This window comes from Prosthecobacter sp., assembly GCF_044373815.1.
Classification (GTDB): Bacteria; Verrucomicrobiota; Verrucomicrobiia; order Verrucomicrobiales; family Verrucomicrobiaceae; genus Prosthecobacter.
The window spans coordinates 1-22,254 of record NZ_JBIPNG010000056.1; the positions used below are offsets into that span (position 1 = coordinate 1).

At 59.6% G+C, this 22,254-nt stretch carries 18 protein-coding genes and 1 pseudogene; 10 read left to right on the forward strand and 9 right to left on the reverse strand.

What is annotated here, in order from left to right:
* On the forward strand, positions 1-1,393 hold a 1,393-nt coding region (locus ACIREA_RS07210; RefSeq protein ID WP_397381593.1), incomplete at its 5' end, for a Gfo/Idh/MocA family protein.
* An 87-nt stretch (positions 1,394-1,480) separates the two neighbouring features.
* Here the strand turns inward: ACIREA_RS07210 and ACIREA_RS07215 are convergent.
* The 3 genes from ACIREA_RS07215 to ACIREA_RS07225 all read right to left on the reverse strand — a co-directional run bounded on the left by ACIREA_RS07215 (position 1,481) and on the right by ACIREA_RS07225 (position 5,691).
* Complete coding sequence (locus ACIREA_RS07215) at positions 1,481-2,782, reverse strand: DUF1501 domain-containing protein (protein WP_397381594.1); 1,302 nt, start codon at positions 2,780-2,782, stop codon at positions 1,481-1,483.
* Between the two features lie 39 nt (positions 2,783-2,821).
* Positions 2,822-4,990, reverse strand: a complete 2,169-nt coding sequence (locus ACIREA_RS07220) for a DUF1549 domain-containing protein (protein WP_397381595.1) — start codon at positions 4,988-4,990, stop codon at positions 2,822-2,824.
* 125 nt (positions 4,991-5,115) lie between these two features.
* The gene (locus ACIREA_RS07225; RefSeq protein WP_397381596.1) at positions 5,116-5,691 is read right to left on the reverse strand and encodes a DUF4339 domain-containing protein; all 576 of its coding nucleotides are present in this window, start codon (positions 5,689-5,691) and stop codon (positions 5,116-5,118) included.
* A gap of 122 nt (positions 5,692-5,813) precedes the next feature.
* On the opposite strand from ACIREA_RS07225, the gene ACIREA_RS07230 reads away from it, so the two are divergent.
* Together ACIREA_RS07230 and ACIREA_RS07235 are read left to right on the forward strand one after the other, a co-directional pair.
* Positions 5,814-7,322 carry a hypothetical protein gene (locus tag ACIREA_RS07230; protein ID WP_397381597.1) on the forward strand — a complete coding sequence of 503 codons (1,509 nt, stop codon included), beginning with the start codon at positions 5,814-5,816 and terminating at the stop codon, positions 7,320-7,322.
* A 48-nt stretch (positions 7,323-7,370) separates the two neighbouring features.
* Positions 7,371-8,003, forward strand: coding sequence for an NAD(P)H-dependent oxidoreductase (locus ACIREA_RS07235; protein ID WP_397381598.1), 633 nt, complete (start codon positions 7,371-7,373; stop codon positions 8,001-8,003).
* 80 nt (positions 8,004-8,083) lie between these two features.
* Here ACIREA_RS07235 and ACIREA_RS07240 read toward each other — a convergent pair whose 3' ends face one another.
* From ACIREA_RS07240 to ACIREA_RS07265, 6 genes are all read right to left on the reverse strand, one after another.
* Entirely contained in the window at positions 8,084-8,800 is a 717-nt protein-coding gene (locus ACIREA_RS07240) for a L,D-transpeptidase (RefSeq protein ID WP_397381599.1), read from the reverse strand.
* A 79-nt stretch (positions 8,801-8,879) separates the two neighbouring features.
* Entirely contained in the window at positions 8,880-9,908 is a 1,029-nt protein-coding gene (locus tag ACIREA_RS07245) for a sugar phosphate isomerase/epimerase family protein (RefSeq protein WP_397381600.1), read from the reverse strand.
* Positions 9,909-10,011: 103 nt separating this feature from the next.
* Positions 10,012-11,595 (reverse strand): arylsulfatase, encoded by a 1,584-nt coding sequence (locus tag ACIREA_RS07250; RefSeq protein WP_397381601.1) that lies wholly within the window; start codon positions 11,593-11,595, stop codon positions 10,012-10,014.
* Between the two features lie 22 nt (positions 11,596-11,617).
* A complete protein-coding gene (locus ACIREA_RS07255) occupies positions 11,618-11,854 on the reverse strand; it encodes a hypothetical protein (RefSeq protein ID WP_397381602.1) in 237 nt (78 codons plus the stop codon).
* Positions 11,855-11,856: 2 nt separating this feature from the next.
* Positions 11,857-13,005 (reverse strand): hypothetical protein, encoded by a 1,149-nt coding sequence (locus ACIREA_RS07260; RefSeq protein WP_397381603.1) that lies wholly within the window; start codon positions 13,003-13,005, stop codon positions 11,857-11,859.
* A gap of 300 nt (positions 13,006-13,305) precedes the next feature.
* Positions 13,306-15,027 carry an SMP-30/gluconolactonase/LRE family protein gene (locus ACIREA_RS07265; protein ID WP_397381604.1) on the reverse strand — a complete coding sequence of 574 codons (1,722 nt, stop codon included), beginning with the start codon at positions 15,025-15,027 and terminating at the stop codon, positions 13,306-13,308.
* Positions 15,028-15,149: 122 nt separating this feature from the next.
* Between ACIREA_RS07265 and ACIREA_RS07270 the strand changes: the two genes are divergently transcribed.
* The 7 genes and pseudogenes from ACIREA_RS07270 to ACIREA_RS07300 all read left to right on the forward strand — a co-directional run.
* Positions 15,150-15,899 (forward strand): hypothetical protein, encoded by a 750-nt coding sequence (locus ACIREA_RS07270; protein WP_397381605.1) that lies wholly within the window; start codon positions 15,150-15,152, stop codon positions 15,897-15,899.
* On the forward strand, positions 15,896-17,395 hold the full coding sequence (locus ACIREA_RS07275; protein WP_397381606.1) for a thermonuclease family protein: 1,500 nt from the start codon (positions 15,896-15,898) through the stop codon (positions 17,393-17,395). The genes ACIREA_RS07270 and ACIREA_RS07275 overlap by 4 nt, the downstream gene beginning before the upstream one ends.
* Positions 17,392-18,144: a hypothetical protein gene (locus tag ACIREA_RS07280; protein WP_397381607.1), complete on the forward strand. Its 753-nt coding sequence runs from the start codon at positions 17,392-17,394 to the stop codon at positions 18,142-18,144. Before ACIREA_RS07275 ends, ACIREA_RS07280 begins: the two co-directional genes overlap by 4 nt.
* 4 nt (positions 18,145-18,148) lie before the next feature.
* Positions 18,149-19,465 (forward strand): polysaccharide deacetylase family protein, encoded by a 1,317-nt coding sequence (locus ACIREA_RS07285; protein ID WP_397381608.1) that lies wholly within the window; start codon positions 18,149-18,151, stop codon positions 19,463-19,465.
* Positions 19,466-19,554: 89 nt separating this feature from the next.
* Complete coding sequence (ffh, locus tag ACIREA_RS07290; RefSeq protein WP_397381609.1) at positions 19,555-20,985, forward strand: signal recognition particle protein; 1,431 nt, start codon at positions 19,555-19,557, stop codon at positions 20,983-20,985.
* 24 nt (positions 20,986-21,009) lie between these two features.
* Positions 21,010-21,963, forward strand: a complete 954-nt coding sequence (locus ACIREA_RS07295) for a Gfo/Idh/MocA family oxidoreductase (RefSeq protein ID WP_397381610.1) — start codon at positions 21,010-21,012, stop codon at positions 21,961-21,963.
* Positions 21,960-22,254: pseudogene (locus tag ACIREA_RS07300) on the forward strand (lipid-A-disaccharide synthase); the annotation flags it as partial. The gene ACIREA_RS07295 and the pseudogene ACIREA_RS07300, both read left to right, overlap by 4 nt.

The following is a 22,254-nucleotide window of genomic DNA, read 5'->3' on the forward strand; positions in this document are numbered from 1 at the left end:
TACTTTCCTCCGCAACACCGCCGCAACCGCCGGCAGCATCTTCCTCCCCAATCTGTTGATTGGCCAGGATGGTGCCGTCAAAAAAATCAATGTGGCCGGCATCGGTGGTGCAGGTGGCAAGGGAGCCTCTGACGTGGGCATCTCCGCCAAGGGAGCCAACATTGTCGCCATTTGCGATGTGGACCGTTCCCGCCTGAAAGAGGCGCAGCAGAAGTACCCTGATGCCAAGATGTTCGAGAGCTTCCGCGAAATGTTCGAAGCGATGGGCGACAAGATCGACATGGTCACGGTGTCCACCCCGGACCACGCGCACTACCCGGCGGCAATGGAAGCCATCAAGCGCGGCAAGCATGTGTGCGTGCAGAAGCCTCTGGTGAACCGCATCTGGGAAGCAAACCAGCTGCATGAAGCCGCCAAGAAAAAAGGCGTGAAGACCAACATGGGCAACCAAGGCCACACCGGCAAGGGCATCCGCTTCCTCAAGCAGTGGGTGAGCGAAGGCATCGTGGGCAACGTCAAAGAAATCCACGTCTGGACCAACCGCCCGATCTGGCCCCAGGGCAATGAAGCCAAGGCCAAGTATATCAATGGCACTGTGCCGAAGATCAAAGAGAAGAAGAAAGGCCCCGACGGCAAAGACATCATGGTCGACACCGCCGAGGATCTGTTCAACTGGGAAAACTGGCTGGCCGCCTGCCCTTCCGTCCCCTTCACCGATGGTCTGCATCCCTTCGCCTGGCGCGGCCATCGCGAATACGGCGCAGGTGCCATGGGCGACATGGGCTGCCACCTTCTCGATGGTCCCTTCTGGGCCTGCGGCCTGGGCGAACCCTACAAGATGGAAGCTGAGTGCAACGAGCTCACGGACGTGAGCTGGCCGAAGTCCTCCCACGTGGTGTTCTACTTCAAGACCGCGAAATACGGCGAGATCAAACTGCACTGGTATGAAGGCAGCCTGAAGCCTGAGCGTCCGGCTGAACTGGAAGCCGACCGCGACTGGGACAAGATCAAGGGAGGCTTCCTCCTCCGTGGCGACGCCGGCGTGATCCTCAACACCGACGACTATTGCGGCAGCCCACGCCTCATCCCGAGCACCAAGATGGCTGATTTCCTCGGCGGCAAAAAGCCTGAGCTGAAGCTCGAAACTTCGATCGCCGAAGGCGAACCACAACTTGAGCTCATCCGCGCCATCGAGCAGGACAAGATCTGCGGCAGCAATTTTGATTATTCCGTGCCGCTGACCAAGTTCTGTCTCCTCGGCAACCTGGCCATCGCCAATCCCGGCAAAGTCATCAACTGGGACGCGGCCAAGCAGGAGTCCGACAACGCTGAGGCCAACAAGCTCATCACCCGTGCGGCCTACCGCCAGGGCTGGGATTACAAGTCCATCTAATCGGGCTGCAGGCCTGATGCGCCAAAATTAAACAACGACGCCCGGCAGTTCACACTGCCGGGCGTTTTCTTTGTAAACTTTAGAACATCACGCAAACAGATGCGTGAGGGGCTGGCCTTTGTCGGCGACGGTGAAGGGACGCTTGCTGGGGGAATAGATCACCTGATCGAGCGGCAGGCCGAGGGCGTAGCCGATGGTGGCGTTGAGATCGGGCGGGCCGACCTTGTCGGTGGCGATGCCAGCTCCGTCCGGCGTGGTGGAGCCGTATTTGATGCCGCCTTTGATCCCACCGCCGACGATGACGGAGGAGAAGATCGGGTAGTGATCGCGGCCCTGGTTCTGATTGATCTTCGGCGTGCGGCCGAATTCGGAACTGACCACGATCATGGTGCTGTCCAGCATGCCGCGTTGTTCGAGATCGGTGATGAGCGCCGCGAGTGCGGTGTCGAGTGTGTTGCAGAGCTGCGGCACATTGATGAAGTTGGCGACGTGCGTGTCCCAGCTGCCAAGGCTGACTTCGATGAAGCGCACGCCGTGTTCGACAAGACGACGCGCGAGCAGGCAGCCCTGGCCGAAGGTGTCCTTGCCATAGGCCTGGCGCACGGCGTCGGGTTCCTTGGTCAGATCAAAGGCCACGAGGTCTTCGCTCTTCATGAGCTTCACCGCGTCGTCATAAACGTCTGAGTAGGCTTTGACGCCACGCGTGTCCCACTTGCCCTGAAACTCGGCATCTAGTGAATGAGCAAGATCACGGCGCATGCCGAAGCGTTCATCGGTGACGCCTTTTTGCGGGGAGACGTTTTGCAGACCGGCTTCGGGATTGTTCACCATGAGGGGGCCGTGCCTCTTCGCGAAGAAGCCTGCGCCGGGATGACGGCTGTCATTGCCGACATACACATAGGGCGGCAGCGCGGGATTGCCGGGGCCTTGGAAAAAGCTCAGCCATGCGCCCATGCCGGGATGCTTGATGGTGCTGCGCAAGCCAAAGCTGGTGTGCATGAAGTAGTTGGCCTGCTCATGCGCGGCGGTGTTGGTGGCCATCGAATTGATGACGCAGGCGTGGTGCATCTGCTTGGCCATACGCGGCAGGTATTCGCTGACCTGCACGCCGTCGGCGCTGGTCTTGATGGCCTTCACGGGACCGGCAACTTCCTTGTTGTCAGGCTTGGGATCCCAGGTGTCCAGATGGCTCTGGCCTCCGGTCATGTAGAGGAAGATGACGTTGCGCGCCGTGGCAGCCTGCTTGGCGGTGGCGCTGCCTTCACCGACGGCGAGGGCTTTGCCGGAGAAAAGATGCTCCATGGAAGGCAGCATACCGACGCCGAGGCAGGACTGGGCCATGCGAGTCAGCACAGCGCGGCGGGAGAGATCGTTGTTGGGCGTTTTCATGGTGAATTCAAATGAGGTGTTGCTGAGGCAGGACGGAAATTATTCGACGAAGATGAAGCGCTGCGTGCTGAGCGCGGCGAGGGTAATGTCCTCCCACAAGGTCTTGGAGGAGGCGTAGCTCTCCACGGTCTGAAGCATGTGGGCCTTCTCCTTGGCGTTCGGTGTGCGGGAGTAGAGGCTGAGGAAGAGCGTGTCGATCTTCTCGTCGTTGGTTTTGGCCTTGCGGAGATTGATGCTGAGCGTGGACCAGGCGCTGGTGAGCTGGTTGAGCAGGGAACCGTTCATCATCGTCAGCGCCTGCGGCACACTGGCTTCGTCACTGGCGTTTTCGACGATCTCACGGTCGCTCTGACCAAACTCACGCAGGAAATGACCACGCGGCGCGGGAGATGGCAGCTCGGCGGCGCGGCTCCAAGTCTGGTGGAGTGAGCGCTGGAAGTTTTCAAAGCCCTTGATGCTTTTTTCATCTTTCATGCCGAGCACGGCTTCGTCGGCCTTGAGGATGGACATGACTCTTGGATCCAGCGGTGCAGCCTTGGCATCCACACGGCTGTCTTCCATGAGATTCATCATCGCCATTTCCATGGGGCCATCTCCACTGACGGCGGCGAGTTCCTTCTGGATCTCCAGATTGCCGGACTTTTTCGCGGCGGCGTAGAAACACTTGGAGACCTGCTCGCGCAGGATGCGCTGACTTTCGCCAAGACGGCGCTGGATGTCGCGGGCCTTGACCTTGTCTTCCTTCGCGCGGGCTTCATCGAGTTCTTTGCGCAGCTTGTCGAATTCCTTGTTCTGATCGCGCATGGCGGCGGCGACTTCTTTGGCGGCTTCGTAGAGCAGCGGGGCCTCGGTCTTGTCGAGAAGCTGGGCTAGGTGATGGCGATTTTCGAGATCGCGACGTTCGCGCTCACGGCTGCTCCAGTTGGGCTGATCGGGATCAGGGCTGACAAGGGTGACGAGTGAATCCCACACCTGCTCAGAGCGCATGCGGTGGAACACCGGGCCCTGGAAGTAATAGGCCGTGCCGGGAGAGACTTCCTTGGTGCTTTCACGTGCGAAGGTCTGCGTGTTGAGCAGGAGGCGCAGGAAGGACTTCATGTCGTATTTCAGCGCAACCATCTGCCGCTCCAGAAAGTGCATGAGCTCAGGATTAGAGGCGACGCTGCTGTCCATCATTTCATCGACCTGCTCGTAGAGACCGGCACCGAAGACGCGCTGCCAGAGGCGGTTGGCGATGATGGTGGTGAAGCGTGGATTTTCGGGAGAGGTCAGCCACTGGCCGAATTCGCCGATGGTGTTCGATTCCTTCTGCAGCGCCACGGGCTTGCCAAACATGACGGAGGCCTGAACGACATCCTTGGGCTTCGAATCCTTGTACTTGTAGTCGTGCGGCAGACGGAGCTGGCCCTTGTTTTGCACCACCAAAGTGTCACGCAGCGAACGGGTCGCCTCATTGAGCGCCTGGCGCATGAGATCGCGGGTGTCGTTGTCGAGGGACTTGTCATTGCGGATCATCTTCTGCACTTCGTCTCCGCTCTTGGAGCGGTAGCTGGAGGCGCTCATGTTGTGCGTGAAGGCCGCCATTTCGTAGAACTGCTTCTGCGTCCATTTGTCGAAGGGGTGATCATGGCACTGCGCGCACTCCATGCGGGTGCCGAGGAAGATGCGGGTGGTGTTGGAGAGATTGTCCAGCGGCATGCCGCGATCACGCATGTAGTAGCCGATGGCGCCGGTGTCGAAGCAGGAGCCTTCGCTGGAGACAAGCTCGCGGGCTATCTGATCATACGGTTTGTTCTCCCGCAGCGCAGCGCGGAGGTAGTTCAGGTAATTCAGCGATGTGGTGCTGCCAGCAACGCCCTGGCTCTGCGCACGGAGCACATCCGCCCAGTAGTTGAAAAAGTTCTGCACATAGCCTTCGCTGGCGAGGAGTGAATCGATGAGCTTGGCTCGCTTGTCCGGCATCTGGCAGGCATGGAAGGCGCGGGCTTCATCCAGCGTGGGGATGCGGCCCACCACCGTCAAATACACACGACGGAGGAAGGTGGCGTCATCAACGAGGGCGTTCGGCTTGATCTGGTGCTTCTGCCAGCTTTTGGCGAGCAGTGCATCGACCTGCTTGGATGCGGCAGTGGTGTCCACAGGGGCGGCATGCAGCGCGACGGCGAACAAGGTGGTGGTGAAAATCGAAAGTGTGTGGCTGGCTTTCATGCGAGAACCAACGCAGCGCTCCAAAGACAGATGTCAGCGCCGCCTCAGGATGCCAAATCCTGCACACCAAATGGCAATCCAGTCATTGCCAGCCACGCCGACAAAGGGCGCAGGCCTGGATAAAATCACTTCGCGGAAGTGTCATTGAGCAGCCCCTTGATCACATCGGCCGCTTCCCCGAGGCCCTTCATCAGCTCGGCAAGCCCCGGCCCCAAAATCCAGGAAGCGTAGGCAATGGCCATCCACCAGGCGACGGCATTCACAATGATCATGCCCGTGACGAGCACCTCCACCCAGCGGCCCCAGACCAGGAGGTAGCCGTTTTCATCCTTCTTCTGGCGGAAAATATGGTCTGAATACAAGGCCACGGCAGCCCACCAGAGCAGCGGCGGGAGAAATAGAAAACCCAGGATCATGCGCCGCATCACCGCGCCACCACGTTGATTGTAGGGCACGCGGTTGTAGTCACGATAGCGAGCCACACGACGGCGGGTGGGCAGCACGGTCAATCCATCGGCAACGACCTGCCCGTCGGCATGAAGTTCCAGGAGGGATGAAACGGGACGCCACTGCTCCTCGTCTTCACGCTTCACCAGATCACTGTCGCGGATCGAACCGTAGGCGAGAAAATTGCGCAGGTCGTCCTTCGAACACGGACCAAGTGTCTTCTGGCCTTTGGCGATGTAATAGGATGCATGCACGAATCTGTAGGGAACGAACGGCTCTACGATAGTTCGAAGTGCGGGTAATATGCAATATCCACACCAAGATGTATTGTAAGTTTTTTATATTCAAACGTGCCCGGTGTGCGCGTACTCCACTCATGCGCCTCCTCCCCCTTCTAGCCGGTCTGTCCAGCCTGACGCTGCACGCTCTCCCCCCTGCCCCCACCTCCAGCATCAAGGCCGGATTTGCGGAGCGGGACATCACGCCGGGGATCGGCATGGAGCAGCCGGGCGGCTACGGCAAGAGCTTCCACCGGACCTTCCATGACGCCTGCAAGGTGCGGGTGGCCCTGTTTGATGACGGGAAAAAAACGGCGGTGGTGATTGGTCTCGACTCACTCGTAGTACCGCGGCAGATCGTGCTGGATGCCCGGGCACAGATTGAAAAAGCCACCGGAATCACCGGGGACGCCGTGCTGATCTGCGCCTCGCATTCGCATAGCTCAGGCCCCGTAGGCATGGTGATGCCGGGCGAATATGACACGGCTTCTGATCTGGTGAAGAAGCTGGCCTATGAAGAATCCTCCTGCGCAGATCCTGGTTACCTGCTGCGAGTGACGCATGAAATTGTGGCCGGAGTGGTGGCCGCCAATCAAAACAAAGTGCCGGTGCAACTGGGCTGCGGCTTTGGCCATGAGGACAAGGTGTCCTTCAACCGCCGCCTGCGCATGAAAAACGGCCAGAGCTGGAGTCATCCCGGGGCGGGCAATCCGGACATCCTCGAATACGCCGGGCCCATCGATCCGCAGGTCGGTGTCATCGGGGCGTGGGACATGCAGGGGCAGCTGGTGGGCGTGGTGGTGAACTTTGCCTGCCATGCCACCACCAATCCCGGCGGCATCTCGGCCAACTGGATTCAATACCTCGAAAAAACCATCCAAGGAGGACTCGGGACGCATGCGCCCGTGGTCTTCATGCAGGGGGCCTGTGGCGATATCACGCAGGTGGACAACCTCAGCACCAGCCAACGCCCCAAGCCGGAGGAATGGAGCCAGCTTGTCGGCGGACGTGTCGGCGCGGAGGCCATCCGCGTTTTGCTGTCCATGCCCAAAATCACCGCAGCGCCCATCGAGACGCGTCAGGAAGTCTTGAAGATCAAACGCCGCCCGCCATCGCAGCAGCGTGTTGCCAGGAGCCTTGATATCGCGAGCAAACCGAGAGTGGCAGGAGACCGCACCGACTACCTGTTTGCCAAGGAAATCCTCATGCTGGACCACCTCAACAAGATGAATCCGCTCGTCGATTGCGAGGTGCAGTGCATCAAGGTCGGTCCCGCGTGTTTTGTTTCCGATCCTGCCGAATACTTCGTGCAGTATGGCCTCGACATCAAAAAGGGCAGCCAGCACGCCTTCACTTTTCCTTGTGAGCTATCCAACGGCATCGTCGGCTACGTGCCCACGGAAGAAGCTTTTGGCCCGCGTGGCGGCGGCTATGAGACACGCCTGACCGCCTACTCCAATCTCGAAATCACGGCGGGAACGCAGATGGCGAAGAAGGGCGTCGAGCTGGCAAACCAAATGGCTGCTGAGCCCAAGCCCGAGCCGCTTAAAGCCCCGCCCTTCAGCCAGCCCTGGACCTATGGCAATGTGCCGCCGGAGCTGGAGTGACCGTTCTGTGATTGCAGTTCGGGCCGCTCCGTGCCAAATCAGGTGCACATGACTCCTGCTGAACTTCTCACCGCCCTCAACTGGCGCTACGCCACCAAGGTCTTCGACTCCACGAAGAAGATCCCTGCCGAAACCTGGACGGCCTTGGAGGAGTCCCTCGTGCTCACGCCTTCCAGCTACGGTCTGCAGCCTTGGAAGTTCATCATCATTCAAGACAAGGACCTGAGGGAAGAGCTGTCGGGGCATTCATGGCGTCAGCGCCAGGTGGTGGACTGCTCGCATCTGGTCGTCATGGCCACACGGCGCACGATGTCCGAAGTCGAAATCGACGCCAATCTCATCCGCATCGCTGAAGTGCGTGGCGGCACGCCGGATTCACTGGCGGGGTTTCGCAAGATGCTCACCGGCACACTGGAGCAGGGATACATGACCACCGAGTGGGCGAAGATGCAGGCCTACATCGCGCTCGGTCAGTTCATGGCGGCGGCGGCATTGCTCGGCATCGACACCTGTCCGATGGAGGGTTTTGTGCCAGCCAAATACGACGAGCTACTGGGACTCGAAGCTCAGGGTTTCACCACGGCGGTGCTCTGCCCGGCGGGGTATCGTCATGCGGATGACCGCTATGCCTCGCTGCCCAAGGTGAGATTCAAGAGCAGCGATGTGATCGAGCATCGCTGATGGAGAATGCATTTCGCCGATGCGGAGACGATGCAGCATGCGAAAACGCTGACCGACGGGCAGGAGTGCCCATCGTACTTTCAGGGCTGCTGAACGAGTTGTACGAGGCATGGGTTTGCATGGGGATCGAGCCATGCGAGAACCTTGCGAAGATTTGCTTCGGACATCGCAGTGCATCCCGCTGTCGGCACATTTTCTCCCTGCCAGATGTGCATGAAGATGCAAGAGCCTAGACCGGGGGTGTTGTGTGGATTGTGCGCAATGACGGCACCGAGCTTGTAGCAGCCGATGCTGGGCACCATGGTTTCGGGGCCGGTCCAATCACAGGTCACAATCCGATCATCCACGATCTGATTGTAGTGCTTGGAGCGGACGTCATCGATGCCCCAGTGATGCGCGGTGCAGTGAATGTAGTCCAGCTTGATCCAACGGGGCTGCGGTTCATCACCAAAGGCCTGGGTGATGCGAAAGACGCCTGCAGGAGCGCAGCCGTCTCCTTCTTTTTTGATGCGCCAGCCTGACGGAGCCGCGAGCGCAAACTCACCATGTCCCCACGCCATTCCATTGCGACCGATGCGGACTGGAATGGCAACTCCAGCAGGCTGCCAGTCATTCGTTGGCATGCGTTCGAGCATCCTCAACTCCGCCGCCGTGGTCTGCTGATCTGCAGCAGTCACATAGAGCACCTGCCGGCAGTTTGACGGCAGTACCGCTATGATTTCTGAGGGCAGTTTCACGGGAACAGTCATGCGCGCACAGGAGGCGAGCATGAGGAGCATGACAAGAAAACGATGCATGCGAGAAGCGGGTGAGAATGAAAACGCCGCAGAGTTTTGCAACTCTGCGGCGCTGAAGAGTGGATCTGACAGTCGGCTGTTACCAGCCGTGGGCGTCGCGAACTTTGATCATCGCGGCGAGGATCTTGTTCCAGGTGTCCGGCGTTTCGAGCACGGCGTTCGGGAACATGCAACCATCCCAGCAGATGTGCTGGATGCCACGAGCAGCGGCGTCCTTGAGCCAGTAGCCGGAGGCCTTGGTGATGTCGAGCTTGCCGTTCGGATCGTCAGCGCGGCAATGCTTGCCGGTCTTGTCGTGCGAGCCGGCACCATGGACGGTGCCGTCGTTTTGAGCCACATGGAAGTCGATGGTCCAAGGGCGAAGCGCGTCGGTCATCTTCTCGTAGGCGGCCCAGAACTCGGCGTCGCTGTAGCCTTCCTTGAGGAGGGCGTGCTCAGGAGCGTTGTAGCCGAGGGTGTAGAGATAGGTGTGAGCGAGGTCGGCCTGGAAGCCGAGGGCGTTTGGCATGCCCACGCCTTCGAGGACGTCGAGCATGTCTTTCCACGAGTGCATGCCGGCCCAGCAGATTTCGCCTTCGGCGGCGAGGCGCTCACCGCTGTCTGCAGCGATCTGGGCAGCCTTCTTGAAGGTGTCCACGATGCGGGCGGTGCTGGCCTTGGGATTCTCGCGCCATTTGGCCACGCCGAACTCGGCGGAGTCGATGCGGATGACGCCGTATTTGCGCACGCCATGAGCATTGAAAATCTTGGCGATACGGCAGGCCATTTTCACGGCACTGAGGAATTTTTCCTGCTGCGCGTCGTCGCCCATGGCGGAGTCACCGACGGTGCCGGGCCACACGGGGGCCACGAGGGAGCCGACGCTGAAGCCCTTGCTGGCGATGAGATCGGCGATCTTCTTGAGTTCGTCGTCGCTGGCCTCAGGATTGGTGTGAGGGAGGAAGAGGAAGTAGTCGATGCCTTCAAACTTCTGGCCGTTCACATTCGCTGCGGCGGTCAGATCCAGCATCTTTTCGAGGCTGATCGGTGGTTCCTGGCCTTCGCCGTCGCCTTTGCCGACGAGTCCGGGCCACATTGCATTGTGAAGTTTGGGTGAGGAGTAGCTCATGATGATTGCTTGGTTTGGGAAGCGAGGCCGCGAGGTTAGCGGGAAGGTTTGGGAAAGCACGTAAAAAAGTGACGTGATTTCTCCTGCTCACGTCAGCGGTGAATCACTTCGCCTTCTTCTTCCCTTTGCCTTTGGCCTGAGCGGCAGGTGTGGGTTTGCGAAGGACGACGGGCACCGCATTCTGCTGCGCTGCACCGGGAGTGCTGCGACCGCTGGTGACGATCTGTTCGAGTTCGGCGGTCATCTTCGTGACGATCTCGAGGCTCGTGCCCTGCAGGTTGTCCTTCTCGGCGATGTCTGATTTCAGATTGTAGAGCTGGGTGTCTGGCAGACCTTTTTCGCCGGGGCTGCCGGGACGCGGATCGCTCCAGCCGCCGGAACCGGCGCAGAGTTCGAGCTTCCAGTCGCCTGCGCGCAATGCGAAGGCACCCTGAATGGAATGGTGGATCACGCTCTGACGTACCGGCTTGCCGGATTCGCCCAGCAGCGCGGGCAGGATGCTGAAGCTGTCTTCGGCGGCGGTTTCGGGAACTTTCACACCGACGGCATCGGCCGCCGTGGCCATGAAATCCGTGAGGCAGACGATCTGTGCGGAGGTCTGGCCGCCTTTCACCTTCGCGGGCCAGCGAACGATGAAGGGCACACGATGGCCACCGTCAAAAATGTCCGCCTTGTGGCCGCGCATGTTGTAGCTGGGATTGTGACCTGCGGCGAGCAGCTTGGGATAGTCGGCGCTAGGAGAGCAGCCATTGTCACTCGTGACAATGATGAGCGTGTCTTTGGCAACGCCTGCATCCTCCGTGGCCTTCATGATCTGGCCGATGGCATCGTCTGTTTCCATGACGAAGTCGGCGTAGAGGCTGATGCCACTTTTGCCCTGCCATTTTTCGCTGGGCAGGATGGGAGTGTGTGGAGAATTCAGCGGCAGGTAGAGGAAGAAGGGGGCACCCAGCTTCGCCTTTGCCTCGATGACCTTTTTCGCCTCGCGCGTGAAGGTGGGCAGCACATCCTCGCCACGGAAGCCGGGGGAACCGGGGCCTTCGCGGGTGTAGCTCATGCGGCCACCGGCGTTCATGGCGAGCTTCATTTTTTCCGTGGGATTGGCCACGACGTGATCGTTTTCGATGAAGCAATACGGCACCATGTCCAGCGAGGCGCTGATGCCGAAGTAGGTGTCAAAGCCCACGCTGGTCGGGCCGTTGGTGATCGGCTTGGTGTAGTCCACGTTGTTCACCTGCTCAGCCTTTTCGATGTTCAGCTCCTCTGTGGGACCCGTGCGTACCCAGTCCATGCCCAGATGCCATTTGCCCACGCAATGCGTGGAGTAGCCCTGGGCCTTGAGCATCGCTGGCACCGTCAGCCTCCCCTGCTCAATCAGGCGCGGGCTGAGACCGCCGAGCACGCCGCTTTGCAGCTTGGAGCGCCAGGCGTAGCGGCCCGTCATCACGCCATAGCGCGTGGGCGTGCAGACGCTGGAGCCGGAATGAGCATCTGTGAAAATCATGCCCTCCTTGGCGAGACGATCGAAACTCGGCGTAGCGATTTTGCCATCGGGATTCAGGCATTTCACATCGCCATAACCAAGATCATCGCAGAGGATGAAGATGATGTTGGGTTTGTCGCCAGCGCTGGCCGTGAAGCCTAGAGCGAGACACAGCAGGGTCGTGAGTACAAAGAAGCGGTTCATGGTGGAACCGCATTCAACGCGCTCAGCCTTCCGAGCTATCGAGATATTCCAAGGCTTTCGAGAAACTGGCCTGGGTGAGGAAATGATTGAGCCGCGGCGGCAGCTGGGCGCGCAGTTTGAGATGCTCGGCCCCGAGCTCCTCCGAAACCTGCTTCAAGGCCTCCAGATGCGCCGCAGGATCACGGTCGCGAAACGCGTGGTCGGCGATGAGTGCAAGCCGACGCTGAAGGAGGGTGCGCAGTGAATCAAAGGATGTCATGCCTACATGTTCTTGAGGCGGAAATAACTCACCACCAGTTTTTCGCCCGGTTCCACCTGAAAAGAATACTGCTTGAGCAGGTCCGGCAAGGTTTCGAGCATCCAAGGGTACGTGAATGTGGCCCCGTTTTTGGTGTAGAGAATGTCATCCGCCAGGTACACCGCCGAGTGAACGATATTGCCGGAAGGTTTGGAGAACAGGGCGATGTCACCATAGCGGGGGTCCCCAGCGGCAGGAATGTAATCCTCCTTCAGCTTCTGCATGAAGTGAGCAGGATCACTCATCTGCTGGTCCGGCACATCCTGAAAAAAGTTAAAGGAGGTCCAGTGGCAGTCGCGCACTGGTGCAGGACCGTTCAAAGGATTGTCCGGTGTGGGATAAACAAACATTTGGGAAGAGGGCAGCGGCGGCAGGACGTTGATGACTCCCAGCGTGCCGCCGTTCGGAGCATCCGCGATGGATTCGAAGATGGTGCGCACATCGGTGCCCTTGATTCCTTTGCCCCAGTAGTTTGCCAGAGCACTGATATCCATGCCCTGTTTGATGCGAAACCACATCGTCAGAGTCCGCTGGCAGGTCAGCCCACGCATGAAGTCCCGCTTTTCCTCATACGTCGGCAGTTGGGCGAGGACGACGGACAAGCCGCTGAAAACGAGGTAGTCGCCATGTTCGCAGCAGAGCTGCTTGAAGAGCATCAGAGTATGTTCGCCGTTGTGAGAACCCCCAAAGCGGTCTCCCAGCGTGTCCTTGTGAATAAAGGTGATCTGGCCACGATTCTCAGGATATTGCAACAGAGCCTGATAGAGCTTCTTGCGCGGTCCGGCAGGCAGCGCGAGCAGGGTCTTGGAAGAAGGCAGCATTTCCATGCCGCTGGCATTTTGGACAAGCGTCCCAGGCTCCATCAATTCTGCCTGCAGGTTGGCCGGCATCCCGGTAGATTCCAGCAAACGCACCACATCGCTGTAATGCGCATTGGGGAAGATCCACCGAGTGCCATTTTCTTCCAGTTTGCGCATTGGCAGCAACTCCTCCGGAGCGGCGATGGTGAAAGGCGTGGAATAAACCTCCCCCCATGGCCCAGGACGCAAGGGGTGCCCCAAAGCGGTGGGCGTGACTGTTCCGGACATTTCCGCGCGGTCGTACCATTTCATGAGCACGGCGCCCAGCAGAACGCCTATGATCACTAAAGCGACACGCTGGAGTTTTTTCTTGGAAAATGTCTTCGACTTGGACGGCGCTGCTTCAGTACTCTGCATTCAGTTTTTTTGGGGGGCGGGCTAAGTGCCATAGAAACTACGTGCCTCCAATCTGAATCAGCTTCATATTTTACGATTGCTTGAGGCAAACCTACCTTGCTCAGAGTATTTACGCGCCCTTGCACAGGGGAATGATTGGCGCACGCCGATTTAAGCGACTGCACACGCCGATTTAAGCGTCACAGCGCAAAAGTTTCAGAGCTTCGGCAGCGGTGGTTTGATCGGAGCCATCTGGCCGCTGACGATGCCGTGGGCTTTGGTGGGGCGCTTGTAGATTGCGTCCCCGCAGGCGATGAAAAGCTCACTCAGATCTTTGCCGCCGAAGCACACGTCGAGTGGCTGCTTGGGCGTCGGGATGATGAAGTTCACGCGCCCGGCTTGATCGCAGACCTGGATGCCGAGAGATGTGGCGACGTAGAGCCAGCCGTTAGTGTCCACGCAGAGGCCCGTGCATTCGGCATCGCGAGCGCCATCCTTGATTTCCAAGCGGCAATAAGGCTCGCTGTTAACAAGTTTGCCATCTGGCAGCAAATGGTACGAGTGGATATAGCGGTCGTATTGGTCTGCGACATACAGGATCGATTGATCCGGTGAAAGCGCAGTGGCAGCAGCCCCCTCTTTGCAAGCCTGCGTATTCAATACGATTCCATTGGGTGAAACGACCGTGAGCTCCCGCCAGTTATTCAAAATCATGAGCCCGGAATGCGTGACTGAGAACCGTGAAGTCTCAGTGGATGCAGCGATGTCATGCCACTTCCCGGCTTCCAGCTTGGAGAGAAGCCATTTATCCTCCCCCTCCCTTCGCGAGGCAAGGAGGGAATCGCTTGAGAATGCAGCGATGGCCTGAGCACGGCTGTTCTCGAAAACAGGCTGCAGGTATCGTGTCTTTCCATCAGGACTGAGAACCGTGACCCCAGATGCCCCCGCGATGAAAACATCCCCGGAGTTTTGCGAGGACATACTGAACTGGTAATCTATCTCGGCCTTGGACTGCCACTCCCCTTCCCCGACCACCTCATAGCCCTTCCACTTCGACTCGGCTTTTGCGTTCGCTTTCACCTCAATCTGCGCCTGCCAGTCGCGCCAGAGCCAGCGGAGGACGTCGGGGAAGATTTGGGAGGCGTGCTTGGCGTTGTGGCCGCCTTCGCCCCAGGCGTGGTTCACGTCATAGCCGGCCCAGGTGAGGCTGCGCTCCATCATCTGGTTGGCCATCCACCAGTCGCCGCAGTAGAGGTTGTTGTCGCCAGTGCCTGACTGGAGGAAGACGCGGAGGGGCTTGGGCTCGAATTTGCGCACCAACACGGGCAGCTGGTCCGCGCCATGGATGCCGACGTAGGTACCCACACCGGTGAAGACGCGGCGAAAGCGATCGGGGCGATGCCACGCGACCATGAAGGCGCAAATGCCGCCGCTGCTGTTGCCGGAGATGGCGGCGTGATTGGGATCGGTGCTGAGCAGGAAGCCGTGCTTTTTCTCGATGGCAGGCAGGAACTCATCGAGCAGGAACTGCGAGTAGGCGGGAGTGATGCTGTCGTACTCATAGCTGCGGTTGAAGCGCGGCAGGGCCTTGTCATTCGCTGCAGGCACCACGCCGGGCTTGATGAAGATGCCGACCAGCGGTGGGATGTCCTTTTTGGCGATGAGATTGTCGAAGACGACGGGAGTCTGGTAAATGACGCCGTCCTGAAAGACCATGAAGGCAGCGGGCTTCGTTTTGTCAAAACCGGCGGGCAGATAGATCTGGTATTCACGCTGGGTGCCGGGAAAGAGGCAGGCCTCCTTCGCAATGTAACTGTCTTTTATGAGGGTCCCTTTCGGGGCGTTCGGCTGAGGCTTGGAATCTTCCGTGAGGGGAAACTCCGGCTCTGCGGTGAAGGCCGTGAGAGAAAAAAGAAGGCTGGCGAGGATGAAACGCATGCCCCATGCTGGCAGAAGCCGCCACGGGCCGCCAGCTTGAATTTATGCGCGCCATGCCATGAATAAAACACCTATGCCAGGACCTTGAGTTCGGGCTTGTTTCAGCGTGGGCTCCGGCTAGCATGGGGCAGCTTATTTCACCCCCTTCCATCATTCATTTGAAACCCGGTTTCGTTCTCGCTTGCGCACTCGTCGGCGCGGGGCTTGCCATGTCGGCCCCGATGGCGGAGAAGCGCACGGATGATCCCGGAGCGAGTTCTGAGATTTCTCTGCTGCGCCTGAGCTATGAACGCGATCTGATCGAAGCCAGCCTGGCACCGGTCAAAGAGCAGATCACCACGCTGGGCACTTTGGAAAAGCAGTTCGCCGCCGAGCGCGACTACGACGATGCCATCACCGCACGCGATGAACGCAAGCGTTTGCAAAACGAACTGGCCCGGCTCGACAAAGAACTTCTGCTGCTGCAAACCCGCGAGCAGTCTCTCAAGACCGCCCTGCTGCCGGACCGCATCAAGTTCCCGATCGACGCTGCCACTCTGAGCGGCGTACGGCTCGAAGGCGGCGCCATCACCGGCTGGTCCAAGGTCGGTGCGTCCGCAACCTGGAAGCTGCCCGCGCTGCCACCCGGCGGATATGAAGTGATGCTGCGTTACCGCTGTGGCACGGCGGAGGGCGGCAAACTGCTGATCAAAGAAGCGAGATTCACCCTGACCACGAGCATCGAGACCACGATCAAGGGCCCGGAGGAGCGCAGCGCAGGCACGCTCAAGATAAGCGACGGCTCAGGAACACTGACACTCTCTGCAGAATCGCTGATCACCGACAATCTCATGCAACTGCTGGCCGTGGAGCTTGTGCCGGCCACCCGATGAAGTTCTCTTTGCCAGTTTTGATTTTCACGCTGCATGCCTGCTCGGCATTGCTGGCGCAGACGCCCGCACCGGAGCCGGCCGCCCTCACCGCCACACGCTCGGCATTCATGCGCCAGGTGATGGCAGATTCACAGCTGCTCACCCAGCAGTACGAGCGCGCTCTGGCCAAAGTGGAAACGGACGTCGCCACTGCCGGTGACTACGAGGAAGCGCGCGCCATACGCCAGCGGCGCGAACAGTTGCAGGCGCTGTATGCCGGCACGGTGTCCAGCCTCGCCACTCCCCTGCCCATGACTCAGGCCAGAATGATGGGGTCGGCCCAGGCCTCAGGCGAAACGCTGGGCGGCTGGCGTTCCAACGGCAGCGGTGCGGAGTGGCAAAATTTCCGCCTGATGCCGGGCAGCTATCACCTGGAATTTGAAGCCAACATGAGTGATGCTCCCGTCGCAGGCAGCATCTATGCCTCTTCCAAATTTCAGCCCCAGCAGACCGCCTTGTTCGGATTTGATGAGGTCACGCTGCTGGGCATCGCCGCGGAAAATCATCGCACTTTTGAAATCACCCGCAGCACGGATGAAACCACGTTCACCACCGTGCGTGTCGGGCCGCTGACTTTCAGCCGCAATCCTGTCACTCTACGCCTCACTGCCGCAGATGGATATCCCGCCAACATCATCCGCATTCGCAACCTGCGCCTGGTGCCCGTCACGGACGCCGCCGGTACAAGCCCGACCACACTCCCGCAGACAGGCTCGACCACCGCGATGAAGCAGGCCAGCACGGCGCTGAAAGACGCCATCGACGCAGCCAGGGTGGCGGCGGCCTCCAAGTACATCGACGAATTGAATGATCTCGCCGTGACCAAGCCCGCGCTGAAAGGACAGATCAATGCCGAAATCCGCCGGGTGCAGCGGCTGGCAGATCAAAAAGCCGGTCAAACAGGCATCAATGCCATCACAACGTCGGGTGGAGGCTTCAGTGGATTTGAAGACATCAGTGAGGCGCGCCTTGCGGATGAAGAACCGCTCTCCGGTGAACGCTTCAAGGTGGTCTATGAAGGTCGTACCGTGATGGTGCGCCTGCTGTGGATCGATTGTGCGCCGCTGGATGAGAACGACAAGTCTGGAGTGAAGCGCTTCGCCAAGCATTTCAACATCGAGGAAGAGGATGTGCCGTCCGTGGGTCGTACCGCACGCGAATTCACCGCCAGTTACCTGCGGAACAAACCCCTGCGCCTGCTCATCCGCCCGGACCGCGACAAAGACGGCACCATGGCCGCGCTGCTCTTTCTGCCGAATGTGGGCTTGTATCAAAATGTGCTCGTCAATCACGGGCTTGCTGCCGTGGTCGCGCCCTCGCGCGACCAACAGCACAACGCCATGGAGCGGGCTTTCCTCTCCACGCTGAGCGCCATTGAAAACGCCGCGAGCAAACGCCGGCCCGCGCCGGGTGCCTGGGCGCTCTCGGCTGAGAACCAAGGAGGGAAGCAGCCATGAAACACCTGTTCATGATCGCCGCGATGCTGCTTGCAGGCCATGCCCAAGCCCAGCAACCGGCAGCCACCACCGCGGCCCCTCCATCTGCTGCACGACTTCAGCAGATGGAAAGCATCTACCAGAAGGAACTGAGCGCACGGCATATTCCACTGCTGGGCAAGTATCTCCTCGAATTGCAGAAGCAGGCCGCCACCGCCACCAACAAGTCGGCCTACACCGCTGAAATCGCCCGCATTCAGCAGATCATCAGTGCAGGCGGAGTGCTGGATCTCATAGCCACCCAGCAGGCGCAGTCCGGCACCATGCCCATGCCTGCCACACCACCAGCACCGGTGCCCATCGAGCAAAAGCAGGCCCTCATCGCGCTATCACCTGCGCTGGCTCAGGAGATCACTCCCAAAGCAGCGGCAGATGCACAAACAGCCACCGTCGGCGAGATCGCATGGCGCATCGAATTTATCGCTGCGGGCACTTATGACATCCTGCTGCACTATGCATGCACGGAGCTTGAGGAGCCTTTGAAGATCGTGGTCGAGTGCAACGGTCAGAGGCTCGAAAAGGAACTGGAGGTCGAGCGAGTGACCAAAGATGCCCAGTCTTTCCGCATCCTGAGACTCGGCAGCCTCACCTTGACCAGCGACCTTCGCGGCGAAACACTGCGCCTTAGTGCCGGTGGCAAAGCCAGCCCTCACCTCATCGTCAAAAGCCTGCTCATCACCCGGCCTCGACCTCCCGCCCTCAATCCATAGCGCCATGCGTTTTGTCTTTCCGTTCATCCTTGTTGTCCTCGCTCTAGGCACGCTACCTTCGTGCAAACGAATCGAGGCCAAACTGCGCCGCCTTGCCGAGCAGAGCGGCGTCACCCCGAAACCGCCGCCGCCGCCCAAACCCGAGGAGCCCGTCCTGACCGCCGAAGAGCAGGCGATCGAAAAGAAGCTGCAGGAGACCGCCCTGCTGGCAGCCGCCGCACCTGTGCCAGAGATCCCGGCGGCCCCCGCCTTTGAGCTCAACAAATCCTCCGTCGTCTCCATCCTTGGCTACCATGATTTCAAAGATCGTGGCGGAAGCCCCATGCTCATCGCCGCCCCCAAGTTCCGGGCACAGATGCAGGCCATCAAGGACTCCAAGATCCCCGTCATTTCTTACAGCGAAATGATGGCTTGGAAGCGTGGAGAAAAGAACATTCCTGAAGAGGCCATCGTCATCACCATGGATGACGGCTGGGAGGGGGTTTACACCTACGCATATCCGGTGCTGCGTGAGTTTGGCTTTCCCTTCACCATCTACCTCTACAAGAACTATGTCGGCGGTGCAGGCCGTTCGATGAGCTGGGAGCAGATCAAAGAGATGATGCAGCACGGCTGTGAAGTCGGCAGTCACAGCGTCTCCCACGCGAGCCTCAAGAGTCCCCCCAAGAACCTGAAGACGGACGCTGACAAGCAGCAGTGGGTCTTGGGCGAGCTCAAGGACTCGCGCGAATTTTTGGAGCAAAACCTGCACATCAAGTGCCTCTCCTTCGCCTACCCCTATGGCAACTTCGACGACGCCATCATGGAAACCGGGTTGCAGATCGGCTACGAATCTCTCGTCACCGTCAACGGTCAGAAAGTCACCTGGGACACGCCCAACGGCAAGCTGGGCCGTTACATTGTACATGGCGACAACGACATCAATTTCAAGCTCGCCACCAGCTTCCGTGGCCGCGGCGATGTGGGCTCCAATAAATTCCTCGTGGCCGACGCCAAGAACGACAAAGGCGAGCAGCTCATCCAGCTGAAGCCCAAGCCTGATGCGGTCATCACCGAGCGCCGTCCCCTCATCGAAGCGGACTTGAAAAAAATCGGCACCATCCTGCCGGAGAGCATCAAGCTGCGCATCGCCGGTCTCGGCACCGTGCCGGTGGATTATGACCCGGCCACCATGATCGTGCGCTTCCAGTTCCCCTACAAACTGCGCCGGGAGGATTGCGCCCTGAGCCTCAGCTTCCAGCGTGACGCCACCCAGCCGGCCGAAGTCGTGAGCTGGCGCTTCAAGATTGACCTTGAGGCGGCGTACATGCCCCCTCCCTAGCCCCCGTTTCACGGCCTTGATTCGTCCCGCCTTCGCAGTTGCCATGCGTGGGCTGCTGCCGACTATCCAGCGCCCCTTACTTTCTCCCGATGTTCTCCGCCCTCTCTGAAAAACTCGAAAGCGCCTTTAAAAAGCTGCGCGGCCAGGCCCGCATCAGCGAATCCAACGTCACTGACGCCATGCAGGAAATCCGCCTGGCCCTGCTGGAGGCGGATGTGGACTTCAAAGTCGCCAAAGAACTCGTCGAGACCGTCAGCAAACAGTCGGTCGGCGCTGAAGTGCTGCTCAAGGTTTCGCCCGGGCAGCAGATCGTCAAAATTTTCCACGATGAACTGGTCAAACTGCTGGGTAGTGATGCCAGCGGGCTGAATCTGGAGCCACCGCAGCGCATTCTGATGACCGGCCTCAATGGTGCCGGTAAAACGACGACATCCGCCAAGCTGGCCAACTGGCTCAAGAAGCAGGGCCGCCGCCCATTGCTCCTCGCGCTGGATCTTTACCGCCCAGCCGCCATCAAGCAGCTGCAGGTGCTCGGCCAGCAGCTCAATGTACCCGTGTTTGCACCTGCCGAAGGTGAAACAGATCCGGTGAAAGCTGCCAAGGCAGCCATGGTCTGGCTGAAGGAACAAGGCAGTGGCATCGCCATCTTCGACACCGCCGGCCGTCAGGATCTCGATGAAGACCTGCTCGCGGAACTCAAGCGCGTGCGTGCTGTGGTGGAGCCGAATGAAGTCCTGCTGGTGGCAGACGCCGCCACGGGTCAGCAGGCGGTGAGTGTGGCACAGAAATTCAATGCCGCCGTCGGCATCACGGGCTTGATCATGACCAAGCTCGATGGAGACGCCCGTGGCGGTGCTTTGCTCTCCATGCGTCAGGTCACCGGCTGCGCGGTCAAATTCCTCGGCGTGGGTGAAAAGGTCGAGCAGCTCGAAGTTTTCCATCCTGACCGCATGGCGCAGCGCATCCTCGGCATGGGAGATGTGGTGGGCCTGGTGGAGAAAGCCGCCGAAGAGATTGATGAGAAGGAGGCCATGAAACTGGCCGCCCGCATGCAGTCGAACAAATTCGATTTCACCGACATGCTCGCGCAACTGCGCATGATGAAGAAGCTCGGCCCCATCGGCGGCATCCTCGGCATGCTCCCGGGCATGGGCAAGATGAAGGACATGATCGGTCCCGACAGCGACCAGCGCATGAAGCACGTCGAGGCGCTCATCCTTTCGATGACGCCGAAGGAGCGGCAGCGTCCGGAAATCATCAACGGCCAGCGCCGCAAGCGCATCTGCAACGGTGCTGGACGCCCGGTGATGGAAATGAACCAGCTCCTCAAGCAGTTCGAAATGATGAAGAAGCTCATGAGCAACAAAGGCATGATGGCCCAGATGATGGGCGGCATGATGGGAGGCGGCGGCGGTGGCGGCATGGGAGGCCTCGGCGGTCTGGGTGGAATGCTCGGAGGCGGTGGCGGCGGCAAAATGCCCAAACTTCCGCCCGGCATGAAATTCCCCGGCAAATTCTAACCTTCCATTTTTTCACATCAGATCATGAGTTCCCCTTTCCGCATCGGAGTCGCCGGAGTCGGCGCCATTGGCAAAAACCACGCCCGCATCATGGCCGAGATCGCCACCAAGAGCGAGGGCGCCATCACCTTCTCCGCAGTGTATGATGCCGACCCCGCACGCGCCGCTGAATTTGCCGCGCAGTACGGCACCCAGGCCGCCAGTGACCTTGCTGACTTCGCCCAGCGCGTGGATGCCGCCACCATTGCAGTGCCGACGATCTTCCACCGCAAAGTCGCCGAGCCGCTGATGCAGGCTGGGATTCACGTCATGGTGGAAAAGCCGATCAGTGAATCCTACTCGGAGGCGCAGGCTCTCATCGAACTCGCGAAAGCCAAGAGCGTCATTCTGCAAGTGGGCCACATTGAGCGATTCAATCCGGTGCTGCTGCAGCTTGAAGAGCGCATGGACAACCCACGCTTCATCGAAGCGCATCGTCTCTCCCCCTTCCCGAACCGCAGCATCGACATTGGTGTGGTGCTGGACCTGATGATCCACGACATCGAGATCGTGCTGCATCTGGTGAAGTCGGAGCTGATTCAGGTCGATGCCGTGGGCATTCCCGTTTTGACCAAACGCGAGGACATCGCCAACGCACGCCTCAAGTTCGCCAACGGCTGCATCGCCAACATCACCGCCAGCCGCATCAGCCCGGAGAAGATGCGCAAGATCCGCGTCTTCCAGAGCGAGAGCTACCTCAGCCTGGACTACCAGGAGCAGAGCGGCTGGATCTACCGCAAAGACGGCATGCAGATCGTGCGTGAAGCGGTGGAAGTGGAGAAGGACGAACCGCTGAAGCTCGAAATCGCCGCCTTTGTGGAATGCGCCCGTCATGGCCGCCGTCCGGTCGTCACAGGACAGGAAGGCGCGGAAGCTGTGCGCATCGCCTTGGAAATCACCGATCAAATCGAGAAGAACGCTGCGCTGGGTGCCTCATGAACCGCATCTTCATCATCGCAGGCGAAGTCAGCGGCGACACCCATGCTGCGGGACTCCTGCGTGAATTGAAAACCCTGGAACCCGACATGAAGGTCATCGGCCTCGGTGGTCCGAAGATGCGTGAAGTGGTCGGCGATGGTGTTGAAGACTGGGTCGAAACCGCCGGCGTTGTCGGCCTTTGGGAAGTGGTGAAGATGTACCGCTACTTCAAAGAGAAGATGGATGCCGTGCTGGACTCCATCCTTGATCAAAAGCCTGAGGCGGTGATCCTCGTGGACTATCCCGGTTTCA

What these genes read in the sequence shown, in the direction of transcription:
- ACIREA_RS07215 (WP_397381594.1), bottom strand. Translation starts at nt 2,782, where the DNA reads ATGAAAACGCCCAACAACGATCTCTCCCGCCGCGCTGTGCTGACTCGC.
- ACIREA_RS07220 (WP_397381595.1), bottom strand. Translation starts at nt 4,990, where the DNA reads ATGAAAGCCAGCCACACACTTTCGATTTTCACCACCACCTTGTTCGCC.
- ACIREA_RS07230 (WP_397381597.1), top strand. Translation starts at nt 5,814, where the DNA reads ATGCGCCTCCTCCCCCTTCTAGCCGGTCTGTCCAGCCTGACGCTGCAC.
- ACIREA_RS07235 (WP_397381598.1), top strand. Translation starts at nt 7,371, where the DNA reads ATGACTCCTGCTGAACTTCTCACCGCCCTCAACTGGCGCTACGCCACC.
- ACIREA_RS07240 (WP_397381599.1), bottom strand. Translation starts at nt 8,800, where the DNA reads ATGCATCGTTTTCTTGTCATGCTCCTCATGCTCGCCTCCTGTGCGCGC.
- ACIREA_RS07245 (WP_397381600.1), bottom strand. Translation starts at nt 9,908, where the DNA reads ATGAGCTACTCCTCACCCAAACTTCACAATGCAATGTGGCCCGGACTC.
- ACIREA_RS07250 (WP_397381601.1), bottom strand. Translation starts at nt 11,595, where the DNA reads ATGAACCGCTTCTTTGTACTCACGACCCTGCTGTGTCTCGCTCTAGGC.
- ACIREA_RS07255 (WP_397381602.1), bottom strand. Translation starts at nt 11,854, where the DNA reads ATGACATCCTTTGATTCACTGCGCACCCTCCTTCAGCGTCGGCTTGCA.
- ACIREA_RS07260 (WP_397381603.1), bottom strand. Translation starts at nt 13,005, where the DNA reads ATGAAATGGTACGACCGCGCGGAAATGTCCGGAACAGTCACGCCCACC.
- ACIREA_RS07265 (WP_397381604.1), bottom strand. Translation starts at nt 15,027, where the DNA reads ATGCGTTTCATCCTCGCCAGCCTTCTTTTTTCTCTCACGGCCTTCACC.
- ACIREA_RS07270 (WP_397381605.1), top strand. Translation starts at nt 15,150, where the DNA reads ATGGGGCAGCTTATTTCACCCCCTTCCATCATTCATTTGAAACCCGGT.
- ACIREA_RS07275 (WP_397381606.1), top strand. Translation starts at nt 15,896, where the DNA reads ATGAAGTTCTCTTTGCCAGTTTTGATTTTCACGCTGCATGCCTGCTCG.
- ACIREA_RS07280 (WP_397381607.1), top strand. Translation starts at nt 17,392, where the DNA reads ATGAAACACCTGTTCATGATCGCCGCGATGCTGCTTGCAGGCCATGCC.
- ACIREA_RS07285 (WP_397381608.1), top strand. Translation starts at nt 18,149, where the DNA reads ATGCGTTTTGTCTTTCCGTTCATCCTTGTTGTCCTCGCTCTAGGCACG.
- ffh (WP_397381609.1), top strand. Translation starts at nt 19,555, where the DNA reads ATGTTCTCCGCCCTCTCTGAAAAACTCGAAAGCGCCTTTAAAAAGCTG.
- ACIREA_RS07295 (WP_397381610.1), top strand. Translation starts at nt 21,010, where the DNA reads ATGAGTTCCCCTTTCCGCATCGGAGTCGCCGGAGTCGGCGCCATTGGC.